Here is a 20,590-nt window from a genome sequence, read left to right as displayed (position 1 = left end):
CTGACCTGTATGGCCGACGGCGGGCCCACTATTCTCGGTCCGTCGGGGGATTCGGTACGGGGGAAGGGCCGCGCGGCGATGGAGCAGTTGGCACCGGGGGATCCGCAGAGCATCGGCGAGTACCGGATCCTGGCCCGGCTCGGCGCGGGGGGCATGGGTCAGGTGTACCTCGCCCGGTCCGACCGCGGCCGGACGGTCGCGGTCAAGCTCGTACGGCAGGAGCTCGCCGAGCAGGAGGAGTTCCGCAACCGCTTCCGCCTCGAGGTGAGGTCCGCCCTGCGCGTGGGCGGGCAGTGGACCGCGCCGGTGCTCGACGCGGACACGGAGGCGCCGATCCCCTGGGTCGCCACCGGTTACATCGCCGGGCCGGCGCTGCACACGGTCGTCTCCGGCGAACACGGCCCGCTGCCCGAGCGCAGCGTCCGGCTGCTGGCTTCCGGACTGGCCCACGCGCTGACGGACATCCACGCGGCCGGCCTGATCCACCGTGACCTCAAACCGTCGAACATCCTGCTCACCATCGACGGGCCGCGCGTCATCGACTTCGGCATCGCCCGCGCACTGGAGACCGTCACCGACGGCGGCCTCACCCGCACCGGCGCGCTCGTCGGCTCTCCCGGTTTCATGGCTCCTGAACAGGTGCGCGGCGACCGGATCACCCCGGCGTGCGACGTCTTCTGCCTGGGGTCCGTCCTCGCCTACGCGGCCACCGGCCGGCTCCCGTTCGGCTCGGTGGACAGCGGCGGGCACGCGCTGATGTTCCGTATCGCGCAGGAGGAACCGGATCTGACCGGCGTCCCCGCCGGCCTGGCCGATCTGGTCCGCGACTGCCTGCACAAGGATGCGCAGGCACGGCCGACGCTCGCACAGCTGCTGGAGCGGACCGCCGCCGACGCCGACGGTGAGCCGTGGCTGCCGGGGGCGCTGATCGCTCAACTGGGGCGTCATGCGGTGCAGTTGCTCGACGCCGAAGCCCAGCCCCGTACACCCGCCACCCAGCCCCACGCGCCCGCAGGGCCTCCCACGCCCGAGCAGCCGCCGACGCTGACCGCTCCCCCTCGTCCGGCACCCGCGCCGACACCGCCGCCGATGCCCGCACCGGCTCCGCTCCCGCCGCACGGGCAGGCGTACGGCTACCCGCAGCCCTACCGTCCGGCCCCGTACGCACCGCCCGGCCACGCTCCCGCTGCCGCCCCGCGCCGCGGCTCACGGGGCGGGACGCTCGCGCTGATCGCCGTCGCTCTTGTCGTCGCACTCGGCGCGGGTGGCTCGGTCTACGCGCTGATGTCCAAGGACCAGCACGGCAGGAGCACCGCGGACGACCCGAAGCCGGGGCCCGTGACAACGGGCCCCTCCTCCGGCGCCCCTTCGGGCAACTCCACCCCGGCGCCCGGCACTACGCCTCCGACCGCCCGGACCGCCGGCGAGGTGCCGGGGGAGTACGTCGGCACCTGGCGGGCGTCCTTCGAGACGGCGGACGGCACCAACACCCGGATCATGACGATCACCCAGGGCACGGCGGGCGAACAGGTGATGACCCTGACCGGCACCGGCCCCAACTACGACTGCCGCTGGTCCGCCGCCCTCCGCGCCGCGGGCCCGCCCCTGGAACTCGATCCCACCGCCGTGACGTTCGGAGACAGTACGTCCTGCTCGCCTGGCCAGTGGAGCCGGCTGAACATGCCGAACGACACCACCATCGTGCGCGAACTCGTCGGCTCGGGCGGCGAGCCCCTCACGTACACCAGGACGGGCTGAGCCACCCGACGCCGCGCCCTCGGTGCAGCGGATCAGCCCCAGCTGGCGTTGTGGAAACTGCGGTACTCCCTGCGTTCCTGGGCCGACACGAGCCAGCGCGCGGCCAACAGTCCCGTCAGGCTGACGCCGATGAGGCCCGCGCCCAGCACGGGGTTGCCGATGTCGACGATCGAGGTGACCGCGCGTGACCCGAACCCTTCCTCGGTCCCCGCAGGCGATGCGGGCGGGGCGGGTACGGGCGGTGCACCGCCCCCGCTCTGCCCGTTCGCGTTCGCTTCGCCGGTTCCCGGCGGGCCGCCCGTCAGGTTCACCCCGAGGCTCTCCATGGCCGTGGTCACGGGCTGGAAGTACGTCGTGCCGCCCGTGGTGCAGTCCCCGTCGCCTCCGGAAGTGACACCGAGCGCCAGCCCCTCGGAGAACAGCGGGCCGCCGCTGTCACCGGCCTCCGCGCAGACCGTGGTCTCGATCAGTCCGGTGACCGTGCCCTCCGGGTAGTTCACCGTCGCGTCGACTGCCGTCACCTCCCCGGAACGGAAGCCGGTCGAGCTGCCGCTGCGGAACACCCGCTGGCCCACGGCCGCTTCGCCGGCCCCGATGATCGGAACACCCCTGCCGTTGCCGATGTCCACGACATTGGTGCGGTCCAGGGTCCGGGCGTCCTCGTAGCGCACCAGGGAGTAGTCGTCGCCGGGGAAGCTGGACGCGGTGGTCGTGCCGACGAGTTCGTCGCCCTGGCGGTCCCGGAACCAGGTGGTGTCCTGCGGTCCGCAGTGCCCGGCCGTCAGGATGAAGGTGTCCTGGCCGTTGGTGACGTTGAAGCCCGCGGAGCACCGCCGCTGGTCGCCGAAGACCGGGGTACCGCCGCTGACCCTGGTGGTGAAGGTGCCGGAGGTCCGCTCCATGCGGACGAACCCGCCGATCCGCTCCGCGAGCCCGGAAAGGCTCGACCACTCCTGCGCGGAGACGGTGCTGTCGGCCCGCACGGTGATGCTGTTGTCGGCGTAGTCGACCGACCATGCCGTGCCCGCCACACGGGGGGACGAGCGCAGTGTCTCGGTGGCCGAGCGGAGCCGCTCCATGCTGTGCTCGACAACCTTCGCCTCCGCGCCCGCCCGCCGCACATCCTCCGCGGCGTCCTGGTCGGTGACGGCGACGACCGTCCGCCCGTCGGCCCCTGTCCAGCTGCCCGCAGTACGGGACGCCCCGAGCCGCGAGACGAGTTCCGCGGCCGGATCCTCCGAGACCGCCGGCTCACCGGGCGGCGCCTCGCCCGCCACGGCGCCGGAGACCATGAGTCCGCCGCTGAGCAGCCCGACGGCGGCAGCCAACCGCACCAACCGCTGGAGTTTGTGTCGTACGCGCCTTTGACGTGCGTGCATCATCCGCGGCCCCAGGATCGTGACGGAACGGCTTCTCCAGTGGCGGGGGGCCTCGGGCACCGAGGCCCCCCGTCTCAGTACGTGCCGCAACGCCCGGGTGTTCACCTGCGGTCCGGACAGCCCGCACGCAGGCCCCGTTCCTGCGGTCATCGGCATGGACACCACACGGAGATGGATCCTGCGGGGCATGGCGGCGGCCCCCGTGGCGGCCGCCACGGAATCCTCCGGCCCGAAGCAGCAGCAGGCCGCCGACGGCAACCCGCCTTCCTTGCAGGGGCGTTCACCAGAGGCCCGGCCGGCGCCACCACCGTGTGCGAAGATCCGGGCGTGGATGCCTTGATGCCCGAAGACCCCCCGCAGATCGGCCCCTTCCGGCTGCTCGGACGACTCGGCGTGGGCGGGATGGGGCGGGTCTATCTCGCCCGGTCCGCCGGCGGGCGCACCGTCGCCGTCAAGCTCGTACGGGCCGAGCTCGCCGCGCAGGACGAGTTCCGTCGCCGGTTCGCGCGCGAGGTCGAGGCGCTGGAACGGGTCGGAGGGACCGGGACCACTCCCGTCATCGCGTCCGACACCGACGCCGAGTCGCCCTGGGTCGCCATCGGGTACGTACCGGGACCGTCGCTGCGGAGCGTGGTCGTCGACCAGTACGGGCCGCTGCCGGCGAACTCGGTACGCGCGCTCGCCGCGGGCCTGGCCGACGCGCTCGGGCACATCCACGCCGCCGGGCTGCTGCACCGGGACCTCAAGCCGTCCAACATCCTGCTCACCGTCGACGGGCCCCGCATCATCGACTTCGGCATCGCACGCGCCGTGGACACCGTCACCGACGGCGGGCTGACCACGACCGGCGCGGTCGTCGGCTCACCCGGTTTCATGTCGCCCGAGCAGGTGCGCGGCGAGCGGCTCACGCCCGCGTCCGACATCTTCTGCATGGGCGCCGTACTGGCGTACGCGGCCACCGGGCGCCCGCCGTTCGGGTCTGCCGACAGCGGGGTGCACGCCGTCCTGTTCCGTATCGCGCACGAGGAGCCGGACCTGGCCGGGCTGCCGCCCGAGCTGGATCCACTCGTACGCCGGTGCCTGGACAAGGATCCGGCCGCGCGGCCGGCGGCCGCCGAGCTCGCGAACGTGCCGCTCCCCGAAGAACCCTGGTTGCCCGCAGGGCTGCTGGCGGGGCTCGGACGTCACGCGGCCCGGTTGCTCGACGCCGACGGGGACCCGACTCCTCCGACGCCCGTGGGCCCCGCGCCGGCCGCGGCTGCCGCACCCGGCAGGCGGCGGCGTACCGTCCTGGCCGCCACGTCTGCTGCCGCCGTCCTCGCCGCCGCCGGCACCTTCGCCGCCCTGTCCTGGCACGGCGGCAGCGGGACGGACAACGCCAAAGGGACGCCCGGCAGGACCGGCGCCCCGGTCGCGTCGTCCGTCGGTGCCGACGTCTCCGACGGGATCGTTCCGGACGACTTCCTCGGCGCCTGGGAGGGCGTGCTGCGGGGCAGCGCCGACGCACCCTACGAGACCGGGCGTATCGAGATCACCCAGGGCCGGGCCGGTGAGAAGACCGGTGTGTACGTCCACGTGACCGGCGAGCGGCTGTGCATGGGACGCTCGACGCTCGTCTCCGCGGACGCCGACAGAATCGTCTTCGGTGAGAGCGACGTCACCACCAGCGTGCCGGAGAAGCGCTGCACTCCGGCGGCGCACCAGACCCTCACCGTACGGTCGCCGGAGGTGCTGGAGTGGACGTCGGGCGACGTCAGCGCCACGTTCCACCGGTCGAAGAACGGACCCAGGGCCCTGCCGCCCGCCTTCGTCGGTCACTGGCAGCAGAAGTTCGGCGTCCTCGACGCCCCACCCGACCACGAGGATCCCCGCACCTTCGAGATGACCGTCACCCAGGGGCCGGTCGGCGCCCCGCTCGTGCGGTTCACGGAGAACTATCCGCGCACCGACGACGAGACCGGCGAGCAGACCGGCGACCTGGTGCACTGTGAGAGCACCGCCGTGCTCGGCGGCGTCGGCGACCTTCTCGTCCTCGGGCCGCCACAGCTGGAGCCGGGTTCCGATCCCGAGTGCTCCCCGTCGGGCTCGGCGCAGAACCTGCGCATCGACCGCTTCGAGGGCAAGGAGCGCCTGCTCATGTACGGGATGAGTGCGGACGGCGAACCGGCGGAGTACTTCCGCAAGTGAGCGGCCGCATCGTCTGAACGACGGACCAACATCCGGCGTCCGGTCGCGAAAACGACCCTCTGGCAAGGACTCTCCTCCGTACGGTGGCCGCTCCATCGTGGGACGTGAGCCGTGCGAGGGGGCACCCGTGGAGTGGTTCAGTGCCGAGAACGTCGTGGCCGTGTTCACCGCCGTGCTCGGCATTCTCGCCTCCGGCGGTGTGCTCTGGTACGAGCGGCGGGTGCCGCGGCGCAGGCGGATCGGGTACCGCGTGCAGATGGACACCCCGATCGGCAGCGATGTACGTGCCGGGCGGCCCAACTTCCGGCTCGGGCTGTTCAACGACGCCCCCGAGATGTCCGACGCGACGCTCGTCCTGCTGCGCATCGAGAACGACGGCTCGCAGAGCATCGCGGACAACGACTACACGGGCCGTGAGGTGCACGGCCTGACCGCCGAGTTCACCGATCGGACGGTACGCGCCATCGCGGTCACCCAGCCGCCGGGCGCCGAGCACCTGATGGACCACTTCACGGCCGCGGCCGGCATGCGCCACAGCGAAGGAACGATCCATCTGCCGCGTGTCCCGCTCAACCAGGGCCAGCACTTCAAACTGCTGGTGCTGCTCACCGGCGGCCCGGTCGGCAGCGCGATCCGGGTCACCGGCGGTCTGCGCGACGGTGCCGTGGCCCCCAACCACAGCACCACACCCGACGACACTCCGCCGTTGTTCAGCCGGGCGGCCCGGGTGATCACCGTGCTGCTCACCGTCTGCGTCGTGGCACTCGCCACGATCATCATCGCGCGCGACGACTCCCGCCCGCCGATCGGCTGCGCCCGGGGCGAGTTGACGGTCATCGGGTCGACCGCCTTCGCGCCGGTCGCGCGGGAGCTGGCGAAGAAGTACGAGAAGGACTGCGAGGGCGCCACCGTCACCGTCGACGCGCACGGCAGCAACGCAGGGATCAGGGCGCTGGCGGACGCCGGCGCCGCGGCGGAGAACCGCTCCCCCGCGGTGATCGCCCTCGCCGACGGCCCGAAACCCGGAGGCTATCCACAACTGCGTGAGACCCGTGTCGCCGTCTCCGTCTTCGGGCTGGTCGTCAACGACCGCGTCCCGCTGAACAACCTCACCCTGGCGGACATCCGCAGGCTCTACCGCGGCGAGATCACCAACTGGCGGCAGCTCCGCGGCCCCGACCTGCCGGTCCTCCTCGTCAGCAGGGATGCCAACTCAGGAACCCGCGAGGTCTTCCAGCGCCGGGTCCTGCACCGCAACGAGCCCGCGAACTCCTCACGCGACTGCCGGCACAAGGACGACGCCGAGGCCACGGTCGTCCGCTGCGAACTCGGCAGCACCGAACAGGTGCTGGCGACGGTCGCCGAGCTGCCCGGCGCCATCGGCTACAGCGAGCTGCGTTCCGGCAGCGACCTGAAGGGCCTGCACCGCCTGACCATCGACGGTGCCGCCCCGTCCGTCGACACCATCGGCGAGACCGGCTACCCGTACCGCGAGATCGAGTACGCCTACACCTACGGCCGCCCGCCCGCCGACTCGCTCGTCTCCAGCTTCCTCACCTACCTGAGCCGCGGCGGCGGCCAGGACGTGATCACCACCCACGGCCATCTACCGTGCGCGACGCCGAAGGGCCTGCGGGTCTGCGGCGAGGGATGAGCCGTTCAGCTGTCGGTGGGCATCACGCGGGTCACCTTGCCGTCGAGGTCCGCCTCCAGATAGCCGCTGCCGCCGTACTCGTCGGACAGATAGACGGCGAGGAGCAGCGGGGTGTCGAACACGTCGTTCGGCGCCCGGACCACCAGATAGCGCATGGTCGGGTCCTTCACGTTCAGATCCTTGTGCGCTCGCTCGAGCAGGGCGGGGACGACGTCCCAGTCGAAGTCGTCCAGGCTGAACGGCATGTCGCCGCCTTGGAGGGTGCCATTGATGATGCCCTTCTTCGCCCCTTCGCCGACGCGATAGGTCCAGTCGTCGTACTTCTTGTCGCTGCCCTTGACCATGACGCTGGCGGACACGTACTCCGGGTACACGGTGAGGTCGCCCACCTTGTCCGTGCCCGTCTGCGCCTTGATGTCCGCGACGGCCGTGCGAATGCCGTCCGGCGTCAGCAGGTCCACCTGTTCGGCGCTCTTCGAAGGCGTGGAGGTGCCAGGGGTCGGATCGGGCGCGGGGGTCCTCACCCCGGTGACCGACGGCCCGGAGGGCTTCGCCCCCGCCTCCCCGCCCTCTCCCCCGCCGGGGAGCAGCGCCCAGACCAGCACGCCCGTCAACGCGGTCGCGGTGATCGAGGAGCCGATCGCGATGCGCCGGGTCGCCCGGGCGCGTCCCTCCGACACGGGCCGGGTCACCGTCGCCCCCGGCGGCACAGGCCCGGCCCACGGGGGCGGCACCGCGTCCTGGTATCCGGGCGGCGGGGGCGGCACCAGCCGGTACGAGGTCGTCGACGGCGGCGCCGAGGCATGCCCCGCCGCCACTTCGGCCAGCATGCGGTCCACCGTCGCCGGGTCGGGCCGCGCGGCCGGGTCCTTGACGAGCACGGCGGCAAGCACCGCCGCCAGCGGACCGGCCTGACGCGGCGGCGGCAGCTCCTCGCCCAGGACGGCGGCCAGAGTGGCGAGCGTGGTACCGCGCTGCAGCGGATGGTGGCCCTCGACGGCGACGTACAGCATCATCGCCAGCGACCACACGTCCGAGCCCGGGCCGCCCTCGTCGCCCGAGATGCGCTCGGGCGCCATGTAGTCGGGCGTCCCGATGACGGACCCGGTCACGGTCAGGACGGTCGACTCCCGGATCGCGGCGATCCCGAAGTCGGTGAGGACCGGGCGCCCGTCGGGCCGCAGCAGCACGTTGGCGGGTTTCACGTCCCGGTGCTGGATGCCGGCGTCGTGCGCGGCCCGCAGCGCCGCAAGCACCTCCCGTCCCAGCCGGGCCGCCTCGACGGGCGCCATCGGGCCCGTGGCGAGCCGGTCAGCCAGCGACCCGCCGGTCACCAGCTCCATGACGAGCCATGGATAGGTGCCCTCGCCGCTGTCCACGACATGGTGGATCGTCACCACGCCTGGATGCTCGACCCTGGCCAGCGCGCGGGCTTCCCGCAGCACCCGCGCCCGCAGCATGCTGGCCGCCTCCGGGTCGTACTCCGCGAGCCCCGGATCGGGCGGCCGCACCTCCTTCAGCGCCACGGCCCGGTCCAGCACCACGTCCCGCGCCCGCCACACCGTGCCCATACCGCCGCCGCCGAGCCGCCCTTCCAGCTCGAACCGGCCGTCGATCACCCGTCTGCCGGGCCCCCCGTCGCTCATGGCGGGAGCATAAGGGACGCCGGTGACGGCAGCTGCCGGGCCGTCGCCCTACGGCCGTCGCACCGCAGGTCACGTCGTGGCCTGCGGCACTCCGGGTCGCCGGCGCCGGTGGCTCGGCGCGGAAGAACCCCCGGACGCGGATCCGCGGCGAAAGCGCTCGGCCCTCGCCGCGGGTCTGCCCCTCGGGGGTTTCCAGTGTCCCGCGGATGTCCTACAGGAACGAATTGATCTCGATCGTCTCGGTCCGGCCCGGGCCGACGCCGATCGCGGAGATCGGGGCGCCGGACAAGTCCTCCAGCGCCTTCACGTACGCCTGCGCGTTCTTCGGCAGGTCGGCGAAGGTCTTCGCCTTGGTGATGTCCTCGGACCAGCCCGGCAGCATCTCGTACACCGGCTTCGCGTGGTGGAAGTCGGTCTGCGAGTAGGGCAGCTCCTCGACGCGCTTGCCGTCGATCTCGTAGGCGACGCAGACCGGGATCTGCTCCCAGCCGGTCAGCACGTCGAGCTTGGTGAGGAAGAAGTCGGTGAGACCGTTGACCCTGGTCGCGTAGCGCGCGATGACCGCGTCGAACCAGCCGCAGCGACGGTCGCGGCCGGTGGTGACGCCGCGCTCGCCGCCGATGCGGCGCAGAGCCTCGCCGTCCTCGTCGAACAGCTCGGTCGGGAACGGGCCCGCGCCGACACGTGTGGTGTACGCCTTGAGGATGCCGATGACCCGGCTGATCTTCGTCGGACCCACGCCCGCGCCGGTGCAGGCGCCGCCCGCGGTCGGGTTGGAGGAGGTGACGAAGGGGTACGTGCCGTGGTCCACGTCCAGCAGCGTGCCCTGGCCGCCCTCGAAGAGGACGACCTTGCCCTCGTCGATGGCGTTGTTCAGGATCAGCGTGGTGTCGGCGACGTACGGCCTGATCTGCTCCGCGTACTGGAGCATCTCCTCGACGATCTTCGCGGGCTCGATGGCGCGGCGGTTGAAGACCTTGCTCAGCAGTTGGTTCTTGGTGTCGAGGGCCGCCTCGACCTTCTGCTGGAGGATCGACTCGTCGTAGAGGTCCTGGACGCGGATGCCGGTGCGGTTGATCTTGTCGGCGTACGTCGGGCCGATACCCCGGCCGGTGGTGCCGATCTTGCGCTTGCCAAGGAACCGTTCCGTCACCTTGTCCACGGTGACGTTGTACGGGGTGATCAGATGGGCGTTACCGCTGATCAGGAGCTTGGACGTGTCAATGCCGCGGTCGTTCAGCCCGCTCAGCTCGGAGAGCAGAACCGCCGGGTCCACGACGACGCCGTTGCCGATGACCGGAGTACATCCGGGCGAGAGGATTCCGGAAGGGAGGAGATGCAGCGCATACTTCTGGTCGCCGACGACAACCGTGTGGCCGGCGTTGTTACCGCCCTGGTAGCGCACCACATAATCAACGGATCCACCGAGCAGGTCAGTGGCCTTTCCCTTGCCTTCGTCACCCCACTGAGCACCGAGCAGCACAAGTGCGGGCACAGGCGTACACCCCTTCCGGGCGGGGCAAGACCAAGGTCAGGGGGCCGGAGCCGTGCCTGAGTCCTGGGACAGGTTGCCCCGGAATAGACGAAGCCCCTGGCGCAATAGCGCAAGGGGCTCTTGCACAAAGATGCTACCCGAGGAAGGACCGAGGTGTCGGCTCACGACCAGCTGCTGGTGGTCATCGACCCGGTCGCCCGCCAAATGGACGGCGAGTCCGTGCGCATCGCGAAAGATGTGCTGTGCGGCGGGTCGGAGGCGAAAATCTGTTTCCCCCAGGGGCCGGAGGAGTTCGCCCGGGCACTGGCCCGCAGGGGATCCCGCCGGCCGGTCGTCGTGGGCGACGACCGCGCGTTGCTGCGCGCCGTGGCTCTGCTGCACCGCGACCGCTCGCTCGGCGACGGCGTGCTCGCACTGGTCCCGGTGGGCGCCTCGGTGCAGCTCGCGCACTCGCTCGGCGTCCCCGCCGGGGCGGTCGCGGCGGCCAGGGCCGTGCTGGACGGCAGCCCGCGCCGGCTGGACCTCCTGGTGGACGAGAGCGACGGGGTGGTGCTGGGCGACCTGGCGATCCCGGCGGCGCGCCGGACGACACCGCACGAGGAGGCGGCGTCGGTGTGGACCACCGCCCGCTCCCTGGTCCGTACGCTGGTGCGCCCCGCTCCCGCGGCCGCTCCGGTCCGTACGCACCGGCTGCGGGTGGAGGCGGACGGCGTCCTGCTGTCCGACCTCGACCGGCCCGTCGAGGACGTGACCGTCCGCGCCGGGCTCGGCGGCCGCGCCGAGGTCGTCGTACGGCACGGGACGTCAGAGGAGCCGCTGCGGGCGAGTGCCCTGTCGGTCACGGTCTCCGGCCCGGACTTCCGCTACCGCGCGGACGCGCACGTCACAGGCCCGGTCCGGACGCGGACGTGGACGGTGCGCGCGGGGGCCTGGGGGCTGACGTTGCCGGTGGCCGCTCCGGCGGCATGACGGGCGCGGCCCGGCCCACGCGCTCGGCGCGCGCCGCCCCACGGGCCGCCGACCCCGGGCGCGGCGGCCACGCCCACCGTCACAGCTCGACCCGCAGCTCCTCCAGCCCCCTGATCACAAAGCCCCCCTTCCACCGCGGCTCCGCCGCGAGCCGCATCGTCGCGCACTCCCGCAGCAGCTCTCCGAAGGTCGCCGCCAGTTCGATCCGAGCCAGCGGCGCGCCCAGGCAGTAGTGGATGCCCGCGCCGAAGCTGACGTGCGGGTTGTCCTGACGCGCCAGATCCAGCTCGTCGGGGCGGTCGAAGCGGGCGCCGTCGCGGTTCGCGGAGCCGAAGAGCAGGGCGAGTTCGCAGCCGCGCGGCACGAGCGTGCCGTCGATCTCGATGTCGTCGAGCACCCAGCGTTCGAAGAGCTGCAGCGGGGTGTCGTAGCGCATCAGTTCTTCCACAGCCGTGGACAGCAGCGAGTGGTCCGCGCGCAGCGCCGCCAGCTGCTCCGGATGCCGGAAGAGCGTCCACCACCCGTTGACCGTGGTGTTGACGGTCGCCTCGTGTCCCGCGTTCAGCAGCAGCACGCAGGTGGAGATCATCTCCTGCTCGCTGAGCCGGTCGCCCTCGTCGTATGCGGCGATCAGCGCGGAGATCAGGTCCTCGCCCGGCTCGGCCCGGCGCGCGGCGATCAACTCCCGCAGATACGAGCTGAATTCCACCGAAGCCCGCACCGCCCGTGCCGCCGTCTCCTGCGACGGGTTGAGCTCGTACATCCCGCAGATGTCCGCCGACCACGGCCGCAGCAGCGGACGGTCCCGCTCCGGGATGCCCAGCATCTCCGCGATCACCGCGACCGGCAGCGGCTCCGCGACGTCGGCGAGCAGATCGCCGCCGCCCGCTTTCCTGAAGTCGGCGACCAGGCCGGCTGCCAGCCGCTGCACGACCGGCTCCAGCGCCTGCACGGTCCGCGGGGTGAACGCCTTGGTCACCAGTCGACGGATCCGGGTGTGGTCCGGGGCCTCCAGGTCCAGCAGGCCGTTGTCGCCCAGCGTGTGGAACGGCTCGTGCGCGGCGGGCGGCGGGGTGCGGCCGAACTCCTCGTGCGTGTAGCGGTGCAGATACGTCCGCCCCAGCCGCCGGTCCCGCAGCAGCGCCGACACGTCCGCGTGGTGCGGCACGAGGAACTGCCGTGTCGGCTCGAACCAGTGCACCCGGCCCCGCGCCCGCAGCTCGGCGAGGGCAGGGTACGGGTCGGCCACGAAGGAGGAGGACCAGGGCTCGAAGGGCACGTCGTCCGAAGCGTCCATGCCGGGACGCTAACGCCGCTACCCGGGCGTGACCAGCCTCGCCTCGTACGCGAACACCGCCGCCTGCGTACGGTCCCTCAGGCCCAGTTTCACCAGGACCCTGCTGACGTGCGTCTTGATGGTCGACTCCGCGACGACCAGGTGCGAGGCGATCTCGGCGTTCGACAGGCCCTGCGCGATCAGCACCAGGACCTCCGTCTCTCGCTCGGTCAGATCGGCGACCTGGGTCATCGCGGCCGGGCGCGGTGTCTCGGAGAGCTTGGAGAACTCGGTGATCAGCCGGCGGGTGACCGTCGGCGCCAGCAGCGCCTCGCCGGCCGCCACCACCCGCACACCGTCGGCGAGCTGCCGGGCGGAGGCGTCCTTCAGCAGGAACCCGGAGGCCCCGGCGCGCAGCGCCTGGTACACGTACTCGTCCAGGTCGAAGGTGGTGAGCACCAGCACCTTGGCCCCGGGGTGCGCGGCGACGATCTCGCGGGTCGCGTCGATGCCGTTCAGCTCGGGCATACGGATGTCCATCAGGACCACGTCCGGCGTGAGTTCCGCGACCTTGGAGACCGCCTCGCGGCCGTTGACGGCCTCGCCGATGACCTCGATGTCGGGCATGGCGTTCAGCAGGACCGAGAAGCCCTCGCGGACCATGATCTGGTCGTCGACGATGAGGACCCGGATCGTCATGACGTCTCCTCGGCGGGCTTGGCGGAGTCGGCGGGTGTGTCGGATCTTGCGGGTGTGGCGGCGACGGGGATGAAGGCCGTGACCTCGTACCCGCCCTCTTCGGTGGGTGCGGCGGTCATCTCGCCGTTCAGCATCGTCACACGTTCCCGCATGCCGGTGATGCCGTGGCCGGCGCCCGGTGAGGGATGGACCGGTCCCTGCGGCGCGGTGTTGACGACCCGCAGTCCGAGACCGCCCAGCACGTAGGAGACCTCGATCTTCGCGGTCGAACCGGGGGCATGGCGCAGCGCGTTGCTGAGAGCCTCCTGGATGATCCGGTAGGCCGACAGCTCCACGCCCTGCGGCAGCTCACGCACCGCACCCGTGATCGTCTTCTCGGTCTCCAGGCCCGCCTCGCGGACGTTGGAGAGCAGGTTGTCGAGGTCCGCGAGGACCGGCTGCGGCGCGTCGGGGGCCTGGTAGTCCTCTGCCCGTACGACGCCGAGGATGCGGCGCAGCTCGGTGAGCGCCGCCACCGCGTTCTCCCGGATCGTGGCGAACGCCTGCTCCAGCTCCTCCGGCGGGTTCTCCACCCGGTAGGGGGCGGCCTCGGCCTGGATCGCGACGACCGACATGTGGTGGGCGACCACGTCGTGCAGTTCACGGGCGATGGTGGTGCGCTCCTCCAGCAGGGTGCGGCGGTCGCGCTCGGTGGCGGTGACCGTCTGCTGGGCGGCGACCTCCTGCTCCGCGTGACGGCGGATCAGCATCATGCTGACGAACAGCAGGGACACCGCGGAGGTGAAGAGCATGGCGGGGGCGTCGGAGCTGTAGCCGTTGCTGAGGACCGTGTCGGCGAAGACCGAGTACCCGGCGGTGATGAACCACATCCAGCCGGCGGCGCGCGGCCGGGTCCGCATGGCGACCACGATCAGCACCGTCAGGTGGGACAGGAAGCCGGGGGGCGACCAGGGCCAGTCCTCGTAGGAGCCGCCCAGCACGCTCACGAACGGTGTGCTCAGGATCGACACCCACCAGGCGCCGACCGGTCTGATCAGCGTTATCGCCACGGCGCCCGTCGGGACGAGTGCGAACAGCAGGGCGCTGAACTCACCGTCGCCGGTACCGCCCGCCAGCAGCAGCACGCAGAAGGCGACGAACAGCACGACGGCATGCGGCAGCCACACCGCGGCCCGGCGTATCCGTTCGCCGGGCAGCCGGCGCACCAGCCGCCCGTCCGGCCGCAGAGGCGGCAGCGGCCGGTAGGCGAAGGCGTCGTGGAACAGGTCCTGGCGGAGGCCGCTGAGCGCCCCTTGGGCCAGTCGGTACTCGGGGCTGCGGGTCTTCTCGGTCACGTGAAGAAAGGTAAGCGGCCGCCGTGGCCCCGGTCGTCAGCATCGCTACGGATCCTGCGGCCTCCCCCCTGAGTACTACCTGGTGGGCCGGGCTTTCAGTAGCCCGCCGGGCGCACGAGACCCGTCTCGTAGGCGAAGACCGCCGCCTGGGTGCGGTCGCGGAGCCCGAGCTTCACCAGGACCCGGCTCACATGTGTCTTCACGGTCTGCTCAGCGACCACCAGGGTGCCCGCTATCTCCGCGTTCGACAGGCCCTGCGCGATCAGCGACAGCACCTCTGTCTCGCGTTCCGTCAGGTCGCCCGTCCGCTGCTTGAGCGGAGCCCGCGGCGCGCCCGTCGTACGGGAGAACTCGGCGATCAGCCGCTTGGTGATGTTCGGCGAGAGCAGTGCGTCCCCGCCCGCGATCACCCTGACCGCGTTCGCCAGTTCGTCCGCGGACGCGTCCTTCAGCAGAAAGCCGGAGGCTCCGGCGCGCAGCGCCTCGTAGACGTACTCGTCGAGGTCGAACGTGGTCAGCACCAGCACCTTCACCGCGGGGAGCGCCGCGGTGATCCGGCGGGTGGCCTCGATGCCGCCGAGCTCGGGCATCCGGATGTCCATCAGGACCACGTCGGGCGGTGTGTCCGTGACCTTGGCGACCGCGTCGAGCCCGTCGACGGCCTGGCCGATCACCTCGATGTCCGGTTCGGCGTTCAGCAGCACGGTGAAGCCCTGGCGGACCATCATCTGGTCGTCGGCGATCAGCACCCGGATCGTCATGTCTGCTGCTCCGTGGGTAGAGAGTCCGTCGGTAGAAGGGCGGTCACTTCGTAGCCGCCGTCCGGTGCGGGCCCGGCGGCGAGGTCGCCGCCCAGCATGGCCGCCCGCTCGCGCATCCCGAGCAGCCCGTGCCCGGCGCCCGGCGACGGGGGCGCGGACCGGAGCGGCGCGGTGTTGGTGACGCTGACCCGCAGCCCGGGCGCGGTGTGGGCGAGCTCTATCCGTACGGCCGTGCCGGGCGCGTGGCGGATCGCGTTGCTCAGCGCCTCCTGCACGATGCGGTACGCGGACAGTTCCACACCCGGCGTCAGCGGGCGCACGTCGCCGGTCGTGACGCACCGCACGGTCAGCCCCGCGGCGCGGGCGTTCTCGACGAGGGTCCCGAGACGGGCCAGCGTCGGCAACGGGGCGTGCGGTGCGGGCTCCGCCGCTTCCGGGTTCTCCGAGCGGAGGACGCCCAGCACCCGGCGGAGTTCGGTGAGCGCGTCGAGGGCGTTCTGCCGTATGCCCGCCAGGTTCTCCCTGAGCTCCTCCGGCGGGTCCTTCACCAGGTGCGGGGCGACCTGCGCCTGGATCGAGATCACCGACATGTGGTGGGCGACGACGTCGTGCAGTTCGCGGGCGATCCTGCTGCGCTCCTCCAGGACGGTCCGGCGGGTGCGCTCCTCCGCCGTGAGCACCTCCTGCTCCACGAGCCGGCCACGCGCCTCACGCAGCCCGCGCCGTGCGGAGCCGAGCACGACGGCGACGGTGAAGACGACCCCGGAGAGCACCACCGACGAGACGTGGGGGTGATCGCCGGACAGCGTTTCGGCGGCCAGCCCCAGCAGCACGCTGAGCACCAGCGCCTCGACGGCCACCCGGGTACGCACCCGGAGGGTCAGCAGGAACAGCACCAGGGCGTGCGCCAGGATCCCGGTGAACGGCCAGGGCCACGGCCCGTCCGACCCGAAACGGTACGTCCTGCCGAACTCGGCGCCGAGCGCGGCGACCGCCATGGACAGCCACCAGGCGGGCAACGGCCGGAAGACGGCCAGTACGATCGCGCCGCCGAGGGCGATCGCGAGCGGCATCGCGTTCGGGGGCGCCATGCTGTAGCTGGTGACGAGTTGGTCCCCGTGCCCAACGGTGAAGACGATCGCCAGCCACACCACGACGGTGTGCGGCAGCCGGCGCAGCCACCGCGGACCGCGCATCGGCGGCAGCGGGTGGCGCCCGCCGGCCCCCAGGTCGCTGCGGAAGGCACGCACGGCATCCCTCAGTGCGGTGCGCGCGGCGGCGGTCGTCTTCACCGGCCCAACCCTAGACATGCGTCCTGCTCCTTCGGGCGGGGGCCGATCCGAGGACCACCCTGGAGCCCCGGCCGCGCCTCGTGCCGTGCTCGTGGGTACGGAACGCCGCCAGGCACACCGCGAGCGCCGCGGCGAACACCGGCAGCCAGGCGAACCGGGCGAACACCCAGGCCGGGCCGTCGGGGGCGGTGTGCAGTCCGGGCAGTGGCGCCCCGGCGAGCAGCCCGGCGGCGGTGACGGCCATCAACGCCGTCTGGTGCCAGAGGAAAACGGTCATCGCCGACAGGTTCAGCAGGGCGACGGCCGCCCACAGGACCGGCCGCCGCATCGCCCGGCGAAGCGGGCCGAGCAGCAGCAGCGCGGCGCCGCACTGGGCGAGGCCGAAGGTGACGGCCGCGAGCGTCGGCGGGGCGAGATTCGAGACGGCCTGACCGGGCACCCCGACCATCGACGCCGGATAACCGGCCCACAGCACGAGCCCGGCGGTCGTGACGGCACCCGCACCGAGCAGCGCCCACCGGGTGTCACGGCCGCGCAGTCCGCCGCGCGCCCAGGCGGCGCCAAGACAGTACGGGACGAGCCAGCCGGCGGCGAGGTTGATCCAGCCCAGGGCCACGGGAGCTTCGAACCCGAACCGGAACACGTCCACATGCAGCACCACCGCCAGCGGCCACAGTGGATGCAGCCGGGACACGAAGGGTGTCGCAGCGGTCAGTGCGGCGAAGACCAGCAGGAACCAGAGCGGCGACAGGACCAGGTTCAGCAAGGTGCGCAGTGTCGCCAGGGCGGTCCCGCCGGCGAGCATCGCCGCCGAGGCGACCGTCCACAGGGTGAGGACGGCCGCGACCGGACCGAAGAGCCGGGCGAGGCGGCTTCCCAGCCACTGCCCGTACGCGGTACCGCGGGACCGCGCACGGCCGTGGCTGCGGGTGGCGGCGTAACCGCCGACCAGGAAGAACACCGCAAGGGTCTGGAACGTCCATGACACCGGGGCCAGTTGGCGCATGTGGACCAGCGGGCTCGTCCCCCGCAGCTCCCCGCCGTCGGTGACGAGCGCGGTGACCAGCCAGTGCCCCAGCACGACACCGAGAACGGCGATCGCGCGCAGCGCGTCGACTGCCCGGTCGCGTCCGGGCGGGGTGGCGGCGTCGATGCGGCGCGCGAGTTCACGCACGGGTCACCTCACCGGTGCGGCCCGCGGCGATGAGCGCGAGGTTCTCCAGGGCGGTTGTGCCCGGCTTCAGGTAGTCGCTGTGCCCGCAGTCGCCGGCGTCGAAGACGCGGGCACCGAAGGCGGCGGCGACCGGATCGGTGCCGAAACCGACTTCGCTGCCGAGGAGTTCGAGCCGTATGTGGGGCACGTCCGCGATCCAGTCGCCGCCGCCGCGCCCGGCCCAGACGGTGGCACGGCTGCGGAGTTCGCGGACCGTGCCGAAGCCCGTACCCGGGCTGCCGTAGAGGGCGATGTCCGCGGCGGCGAGCCGGTGCGCGGCGCGGGCGCAGACGACGGAGCCGTACGAGTGACAGAGCAGCGACAGCCCCGCCATCGGCCGCGCCGCGCGCAACTCATCTGCGAAAGCACGAAGTTGCACAGCCGCACCGTCCGCCCGTCCGGTCGTCAGCACATCGGTGCTCACGGTCCCGGGCGTTGCGTAACCGAGCCAGGCGACGACCGCCGTACGCGGTCCGCCCGCCTTCCGCACGGCGTCGTGGAGCGCCACGGCCCCGGCGTGCAGGCGTGCATAGGTGTCGAGGTTCGTGTCGGAGCCGGGGACGAGAACGGCGATCCGGTCGGCGCGGGCGAGGTCGCCGAACACCTCGGCGCTGCGGCCGCCCTCGCGCCCGTCGAAGGTGAGGAACTGCCGTCCGGCGGCGGCCATCTCGCGCAGCGCGGCCGCCCGGGTATGGTCGCCGTGCTCGTCGGCAGCCCGTGCCGCCGCCCGGATGTTGTCGCGGTTGACGACGAACCGCTGCTCCAGCCGGGGGAGTTCAGCGGCGTTCAGCGGGCCGACGGTGGCGGGCCGCGGCGCCGGGACGGCGGAGGGCCGCGCCGCGGCCGAGACCGGGACGACCACGGTGGCGGTGACGAGGGCGGCGAGCAGAGCACGCCGAAGGCGGGACGCCATGGAGTTCCTTCCGGTCCGGATCGCTGTGTCCGGACCAGAAGTTATGAATCGGGGCGTGTCGTCTGCGTCCCGCCTCGGAGCGCATCTGCGGCGTAGCTCTCAGGTATGACGGGTAGGGGCAGCACCCCCCGGGCCGTGGCCCCCTACCCGTGGCGCATCAGCTCCTGAACGTGTCCGCGTGCTCCTGCGCCCACTCGGCGAAGGTACGGGCCGGCCGGCCGGTGACCTTCTCCACCGTGTCGACGACCGTACGGCCGACGGGCGGTGTGTTGCCGTAGGCCTCCAGCAGGAAGCCGATGACGTCTTCGCCCTGGCCTGCGGCCCGCCACTGCGCGACGGCCTGCTCCTCACTCAGCTCGACGAGCCTGATCTTCCGGCCACGGGCGGCGGCGAGTGCGTCGACCTTGTCTGCCAGGGACAGCACTTGGGGACCGGTGAGCACGTACTCCTGCCCGCCGTGGCCCTCCTCGGTGAGGGCCACCGCCGCGACGGCACCGATGTCCGCCTCGTGGACCATGGCGCTGAGCCTGCCGACGAACGGCTCACGGACCTCGGCGTCCCTGCGGATGCCGTCCGCCCACTCCAGAGCGTTCGCCATGAACTCCACCGGCATCAGCACGGTCCACGTGAAGCCGCTCGCCCGGACCGTGTCCTCCAGGAGGCTCGGACCGCCGCCGTGCAGCACGGTGATGCGCTGCACGCCGGCCTCCTTCGCCAGCTCCAGGATGCGCGTTCCGGTCTCCAACGGGGCGAAGTACGGGCCACCGAAGGTGATCAGGTGCAGGCCGGTGACGCCCGCCAGGGCGGGGGCCAGGGTCTCGGCGTCGGTGAGGTCGCCCTGCACCACCTCGACGCCATCGGGGAAGTCGGCCTTCGCAGGATCGCGGGTCAGGGCACGGACGGACTGTCCACGGCGGAGAAGCTCCGCGACCACCTGGCGGCCTACGGTTCCGGTTGCTCCGGTCACGAGATTCGTCATGGGAAGAACGTATGAGGGCTTGCGGTCAGCTTTTGTCCGCAATACCCCCTGTCACCAAGCCAGTTGGGCAATTTCCTCCGCGACCACCGCGCAGGCGTCCGCCGCCGGGTCGATCAATGGGAAGTGCCCGACCTCCTCCAGCAGCGTCCAACCGACGGTCTCGCCGGCCTTCGCCGCCGCTTCGACGTACGCTTCCGCGACAGTCTGCGGCACGACGATGTCCGCACGCCCCTGCACCACGACCGTGGCGATTCCGGTCGGCAGCAACGCGGCAGGGTCCGTGTGCGCGGCCCGCTCGTCGTACTGCTCCTCGCCACCCAGCAGTTGCCGCACCGCGCCGCCGCACACCCCGAGCTCCACGGCCGCGCCGAAGTCCGCGATCGGCGCGAGAGCGACGACCCCGCGCAGCGCGGGCGGCGCGGCGAGCCGCCACGGCGAGCCGGCCGGCAGCACGTGCCGGGCGGCCGCCCACAACGCGAGATGACCACCGGCGGAATGCCCGGTCACCACGATCCGCCGCGGGTCCGCCTGTGGCAGCGTCTTCCGCGCGAGGTCCGGCAGCGCGTCCAGTGCCGCTGCCACGTCGTCGAACGTCTCCGGCCACCGCCCGGCGACCGGGCCGGCGTCGCCCCGCTGCTGCGGAATCTCCCGGCCGCGCCGGTACTCGACGTTGGCGACGGCGAGCCCGCGCCGCGCCAGGAAGTCGGCGAACGGCGTCACATGCTGCCGGTCGTACGGCGCCCGCCACGCCCCTCCGTGCAGCACGACCACCAGCGGCACGGCGGCATGCCCGGTGCGGGGCGCATAGAAGTCGACGACCTGGTCGGGGTGAGCCCCGTACGCGGCGGATGCGTCCGCTGCGACGGCGGGATGCGACATCGCCGACGCTTCCTCTGCGGCGTCACGGGCGACGGGGTCCGGCATGCGTGCTCCAACAGTCCCGCGGTGGTGGCCTGTTCCACCTGACCAGCGCGGACGCTACCAGCCGGGGTGGTGCGGGTGGGGAGATGTCCCCCCACCCGTCCTGCCCAACGC

General features: G+C 72.2%; 16 protein-coding genes. 4 read left to right on the top strand and 12 right to left on the bottom strand.

Annotated elements, in window-relative coordinates:
* Positions 1 to 78: 78 nt before the first annotated feature.
* Positions 79 to 1,758, top strand: a complete 1,680-nt coding sequence (locus tag IE198_RS22350; protein ID WP_189889367.1) for a serine/threonine-protein kinase — start codon at positions 79 to 81, stop codon at positions 1,756 to 1,758.
* A gap of 32 nt (positions 1,759 to 1,790) precedes the next feature.
* Here IE198_RS22350 and IE198_RS22345 read toward each other — a convergent pair whose 3' ends face one another.
* A complete protein-coding gene (locus IE198_RS22345; RefSeq protein WP_189889365.1) occupies positions 1,791 to 3,140 on the bottom strand; it encodes a S1 family peptidase in 1,350 nt (449 codons plus the stop codon).
* 336 nt (positions 3,141 to 3,476) lie between these two features.
* On the opposite strand from IE198_RS22345, the gene IE198_RS22340 reads away from it, so the two are divergent.
* Both IE198_RS22340 and IE198_RS22335 read left to right on the top strand, forming a co-directional pair.
* Entirely contained in the window at positions 3,477 to 5,324 is a 1,848-nt protein-coding gene (locus tag IE198_RS22340) for a serine/threonine-protein kinase (protein WP_229834222.1), read from the top strand.
* Between the two features lie 127 nt (positions 5,325 to 5,451).
* Positions 5,452 to 6,978 carry a substrate-binding domain-containing protein gene (locus IE198_RS22335; protein WP_189889361.1) on the top strand — a complete coding sequence of 509 codons (1,527 nt, stop codon included), beginning with the start codon at positions 5,452 to 5,454 and terminating at the stop codon, positions 6,976 to 6,978.
* Between the two features lie 5 nt (positions 6,979 to 6,983).
* Here IE198_RS22335 and IE198_RS22330 read toward each other — a convergent pair whose 3' ends face one another.
* Both IE198_RS22330 and IE198_RS22325 read right to left on the bottom strand, forming a co-directional pair.
* Positions 6,984 to 8,624: a serine/threonine-protein kinase gene (locus IE198_RS22330; protein ID WP_189889359.1), complete on the bottom strand. Its 1,641-nt coding sequence runs from the start codon at positions 8,622 to 8,624 to the stop codon at positions 6,984 to 6,986.
* A gap of 211 nt (positions 8,625 to 8,835) precedes the next feature.
* The gene (locus IE198_RS22325; RefSeq protein WP_189889357.1) at positions 8,836 to 10,119 is read right to left on the bottom strand and encodes an adenylosuccinate synthase; all 1,284 of its coding nucleotides are present in this window, start codon (positions 10,117 to 10,119) and stop codon (positions 8,836 to 8,838) included.
* Between the two features lie 204 nt (positions 10,120 to 10,323).
* Here IE198_RS22325 and IE198_RS22320 point away from each other — a divergent pair, with 204 nt between their 5' ends.
* A complete protein-coding gene (locus IE198_RS22320; RefSeq protein ID WP_373299940.1) occupies positions 10,324 to 11,088 on the top strand; it encodes a diacylglycerol kinase in 765 nt (254 codons plus the stop codon).
* Between the two features lie 79 nt (positions 11,089 to 11,167).
* Here IE198_RS22320 and IE198_RS22315 read toward each other — a convergent pair whose 3' ends face one another.
* The 9 genes from IE198_RS22315 to IE198_RS22275 all read right to left on the bottom strand — a co-directional run bounded on the left by IE198_RS22315 (position 11,168) and on the right by IE198_RS22275 (position 20,479).
* Positions 11,168 to 12,385 carry a cytochrome P450 gene (locus IE198_RS22315; protein ID WP_189889353.1) on the bottom strand — a complete coding sequence of 406 codons (1,218 nt, stop codon included), beginning with the start codon at positions 12,383 to 12,385 and terminating at the stop codon, positions 11,168 to 11,170.
* 18 nt (positions 12,386 to 12,403) lie between these two features.
* Complete coding sequence (locus IE198_RS22310; protein WP_189889351.1) at positions 12,404 to 13,063, bottom strand: response regulator; 660 nt, start codon at positions 13,061 to 13,063, stop codon at positions 12,404 to 12,406.
* On the bottom strand, positions 13,060 to 14,397 hold the full coding sequence (locus IE198_RS22305; RefSeq protein ID WP_189889349.1) for a sensor histidine kinase: 1,338 nt from the start codon (positions 14,395 to 14,397) through the stop codon (positions 13,060 to 13,062). Before IE198_RS22305 ends, IE198_RS22310 begins: the two co-directional genes overlap by 4 nt.
* Positions 14,398 to 14,492: 95 nt before the next feature.
* Complete coding sequence (locus IE198_RS22300) at positions 14,493 to 15,158, bottom strand: response regulator transcription factor (protein WP_189889347.1); 666 nt, start codon at positions 15,156 to 15,158, stop codon at positions 14,493 to 14,495.
* Complete coding sequence (locus IE198_RS22295; RefSeq protein WP_189889345.1) at positions 15,155 to 16,468, bottom strand: sensor histidine kinase; 1,314 nt, start codon at positions 16,466 to 16,468, stop codon at positions 15,155 to 15,157. Before IE198_RS22295 ends, IE198_RS22300 begins: the two co-directional genes overlap by 4 nt.
* Positions 16,461 to 17,624, bottom strand: coding sequence for an acyltransferase family protein (locus tag IE198_RS22290; protein ID WP_189889343.1), 1,164 nt, complete (start codon positions 17,622 to 17,624; stop codon positions 16,461 to 16,463). Before IE198_RS22290 ends, IE198_RS22295 begins: the two co-directional genes overlap by 8 nt.
* Positions 17,617 to 18,576 carry an alpha/beta hydrolase gene (locus IE198_RS22285; RefSeq protein ID WP_189889341.1) on the bottom strand — a complete coding sequence of 320 codons (960 nt, stop codon included), beginning with the start codon at positions 18,574 to 18,576 and terminating at the stop codon, positions 17,617 to 17,619. The genes IE198_RS22290 and IE198_RS22285 overlap by 8 nt, the downstream gene beginning before the upstream one ends.
* A 157-nt stretch (positions 18,577 to 18,733) precedes the next feature.
* On the bottom strand, positions 18,734 to 19,555 hold the full coding sequence (locus IE198_RS22280) for an NAD(P)H-binding protein (protein WP_189889339.1): 822 nt from the start codon (positions 19,553 to 19,555) through the stop codon (positions 18,734 to 18,736).
* A gap of 51 nt (positions 19,556 to 19,606) precedes the next feature.
* Positions 19,607 to 20,479 (bottom strand): alpha/beta hydrolase, encoded by an 873-nt coding sequence (locus tag IE198_RS22275; RefSeq protein ID WP_189889337.1) that lies wholly within the window; start codon positions 20,477 to 20,479, stop codon positions 19,607 to 19,609.
* Positions 20,480 to 20,590 lie beyond the last annotated feature (111 nt).

The organism is Streptomyces xantholiticus (assembly GCF_014651015.1).
GTDB classification, from domain to species: domain Bacteria; phylum Actinomycetota; class Actinomycetes; order Streptomycetales; family Streptomycetaceae; genus Streptomyces; species Streptomyces xantholiticus.
This window is presented reverse-complemented; position numbering and strand designations above follow the sequence as displayed.

Excerpts from the sequence above, each read along its gene's own strand:
- IE198_RS22350 (WP_189889367.1), top strand. The coding sequence starts at position 79 with ATGGAGCAGTTGGCACCGGGGGATCCGCAGAGCATCGGCGAGTACCGG.
- IE198_RS22345 (WP_189889365.1), bottom strand. The coding sequence starts at position 3,140 with ATGATGCACGCACGTCAAAGGCGCGTACGACACAAACTCCAGCGGTTG.
- IE198_RS22340 (WP_229834222.1), top strand. The coding sequence starts at position 3,477 with ATGCCCGAAGACCCCCCGCAGATCGGCCCCTTCCGGCTGCTCGGACGA.
- IE198_RS22330 (WP_189889359.1), bottom strand. The coding sequence starts at position 8,624 with ATGAGCGACGGGGGGCCCGGCAGACGGGTGATCGACGGCCGGTTCGAG.
- IE198_RS22320 (WP_373299940.1), top strand. The coding sequence starts at position 10,324 with ATGGACGGCGAGTCCGTGCGCATCGCGAAAGATGTGCTGTGCGGCGGG.
- IE198_RS22315 (WP_189889353.1), bottom strand. The coding sequence starts at position 12,385 with ATGGACGCTTCGGACGACGTGCCCTTCGAGCCCTGGTCCTCCTCCTTC.
- IE198_RS22310 (WP_189889351.1), bottom strand. The coding sequence starts at position 13,063 with ATGACGATCCGGGTCCTCATCGTCGACGACCAGATCATGGTCCGCGAG.
- IE198_RS22300 (WP_189889347.1), bottom strand. The coding sequence starts at position 15,158 with ATGACGATCCGGGTGCTGATCGCCGACGACCAGATGATGGTCCGCCAG.
- IE198_RS22295 (WP_189889345.1), bottom strand. The coding sequence starts at position 16,468 with ATGTCTAGGGTTGGGCCGGTGAAGACGACCGCCGCCGCGCGCACCGCA.
- IE198_RS22285 (WP_189889341.1), bottom strand. The coding sequence starts at position 18,576 with ATGGCGTCCCGCCTTCGGCGTGCTCTGCTCGCCGCCCTCGTCACCGCC.
- IE198_RS22280 (WP_189889339.1), bottom strand. The coding sequence starts at position 19,555 with ATGACGAATCTCGTGACCGGAGCAACCGGAACCGTAGGCCGCCAGGTG.
- IE198_RS22275 (WP_189889337.1), bottom strand. The coding sequence starts at position 20,479 with ATGCCGGACCCCGTCGCCCGTGACGCCGCAGAGGAAGCGTCGGCGATG.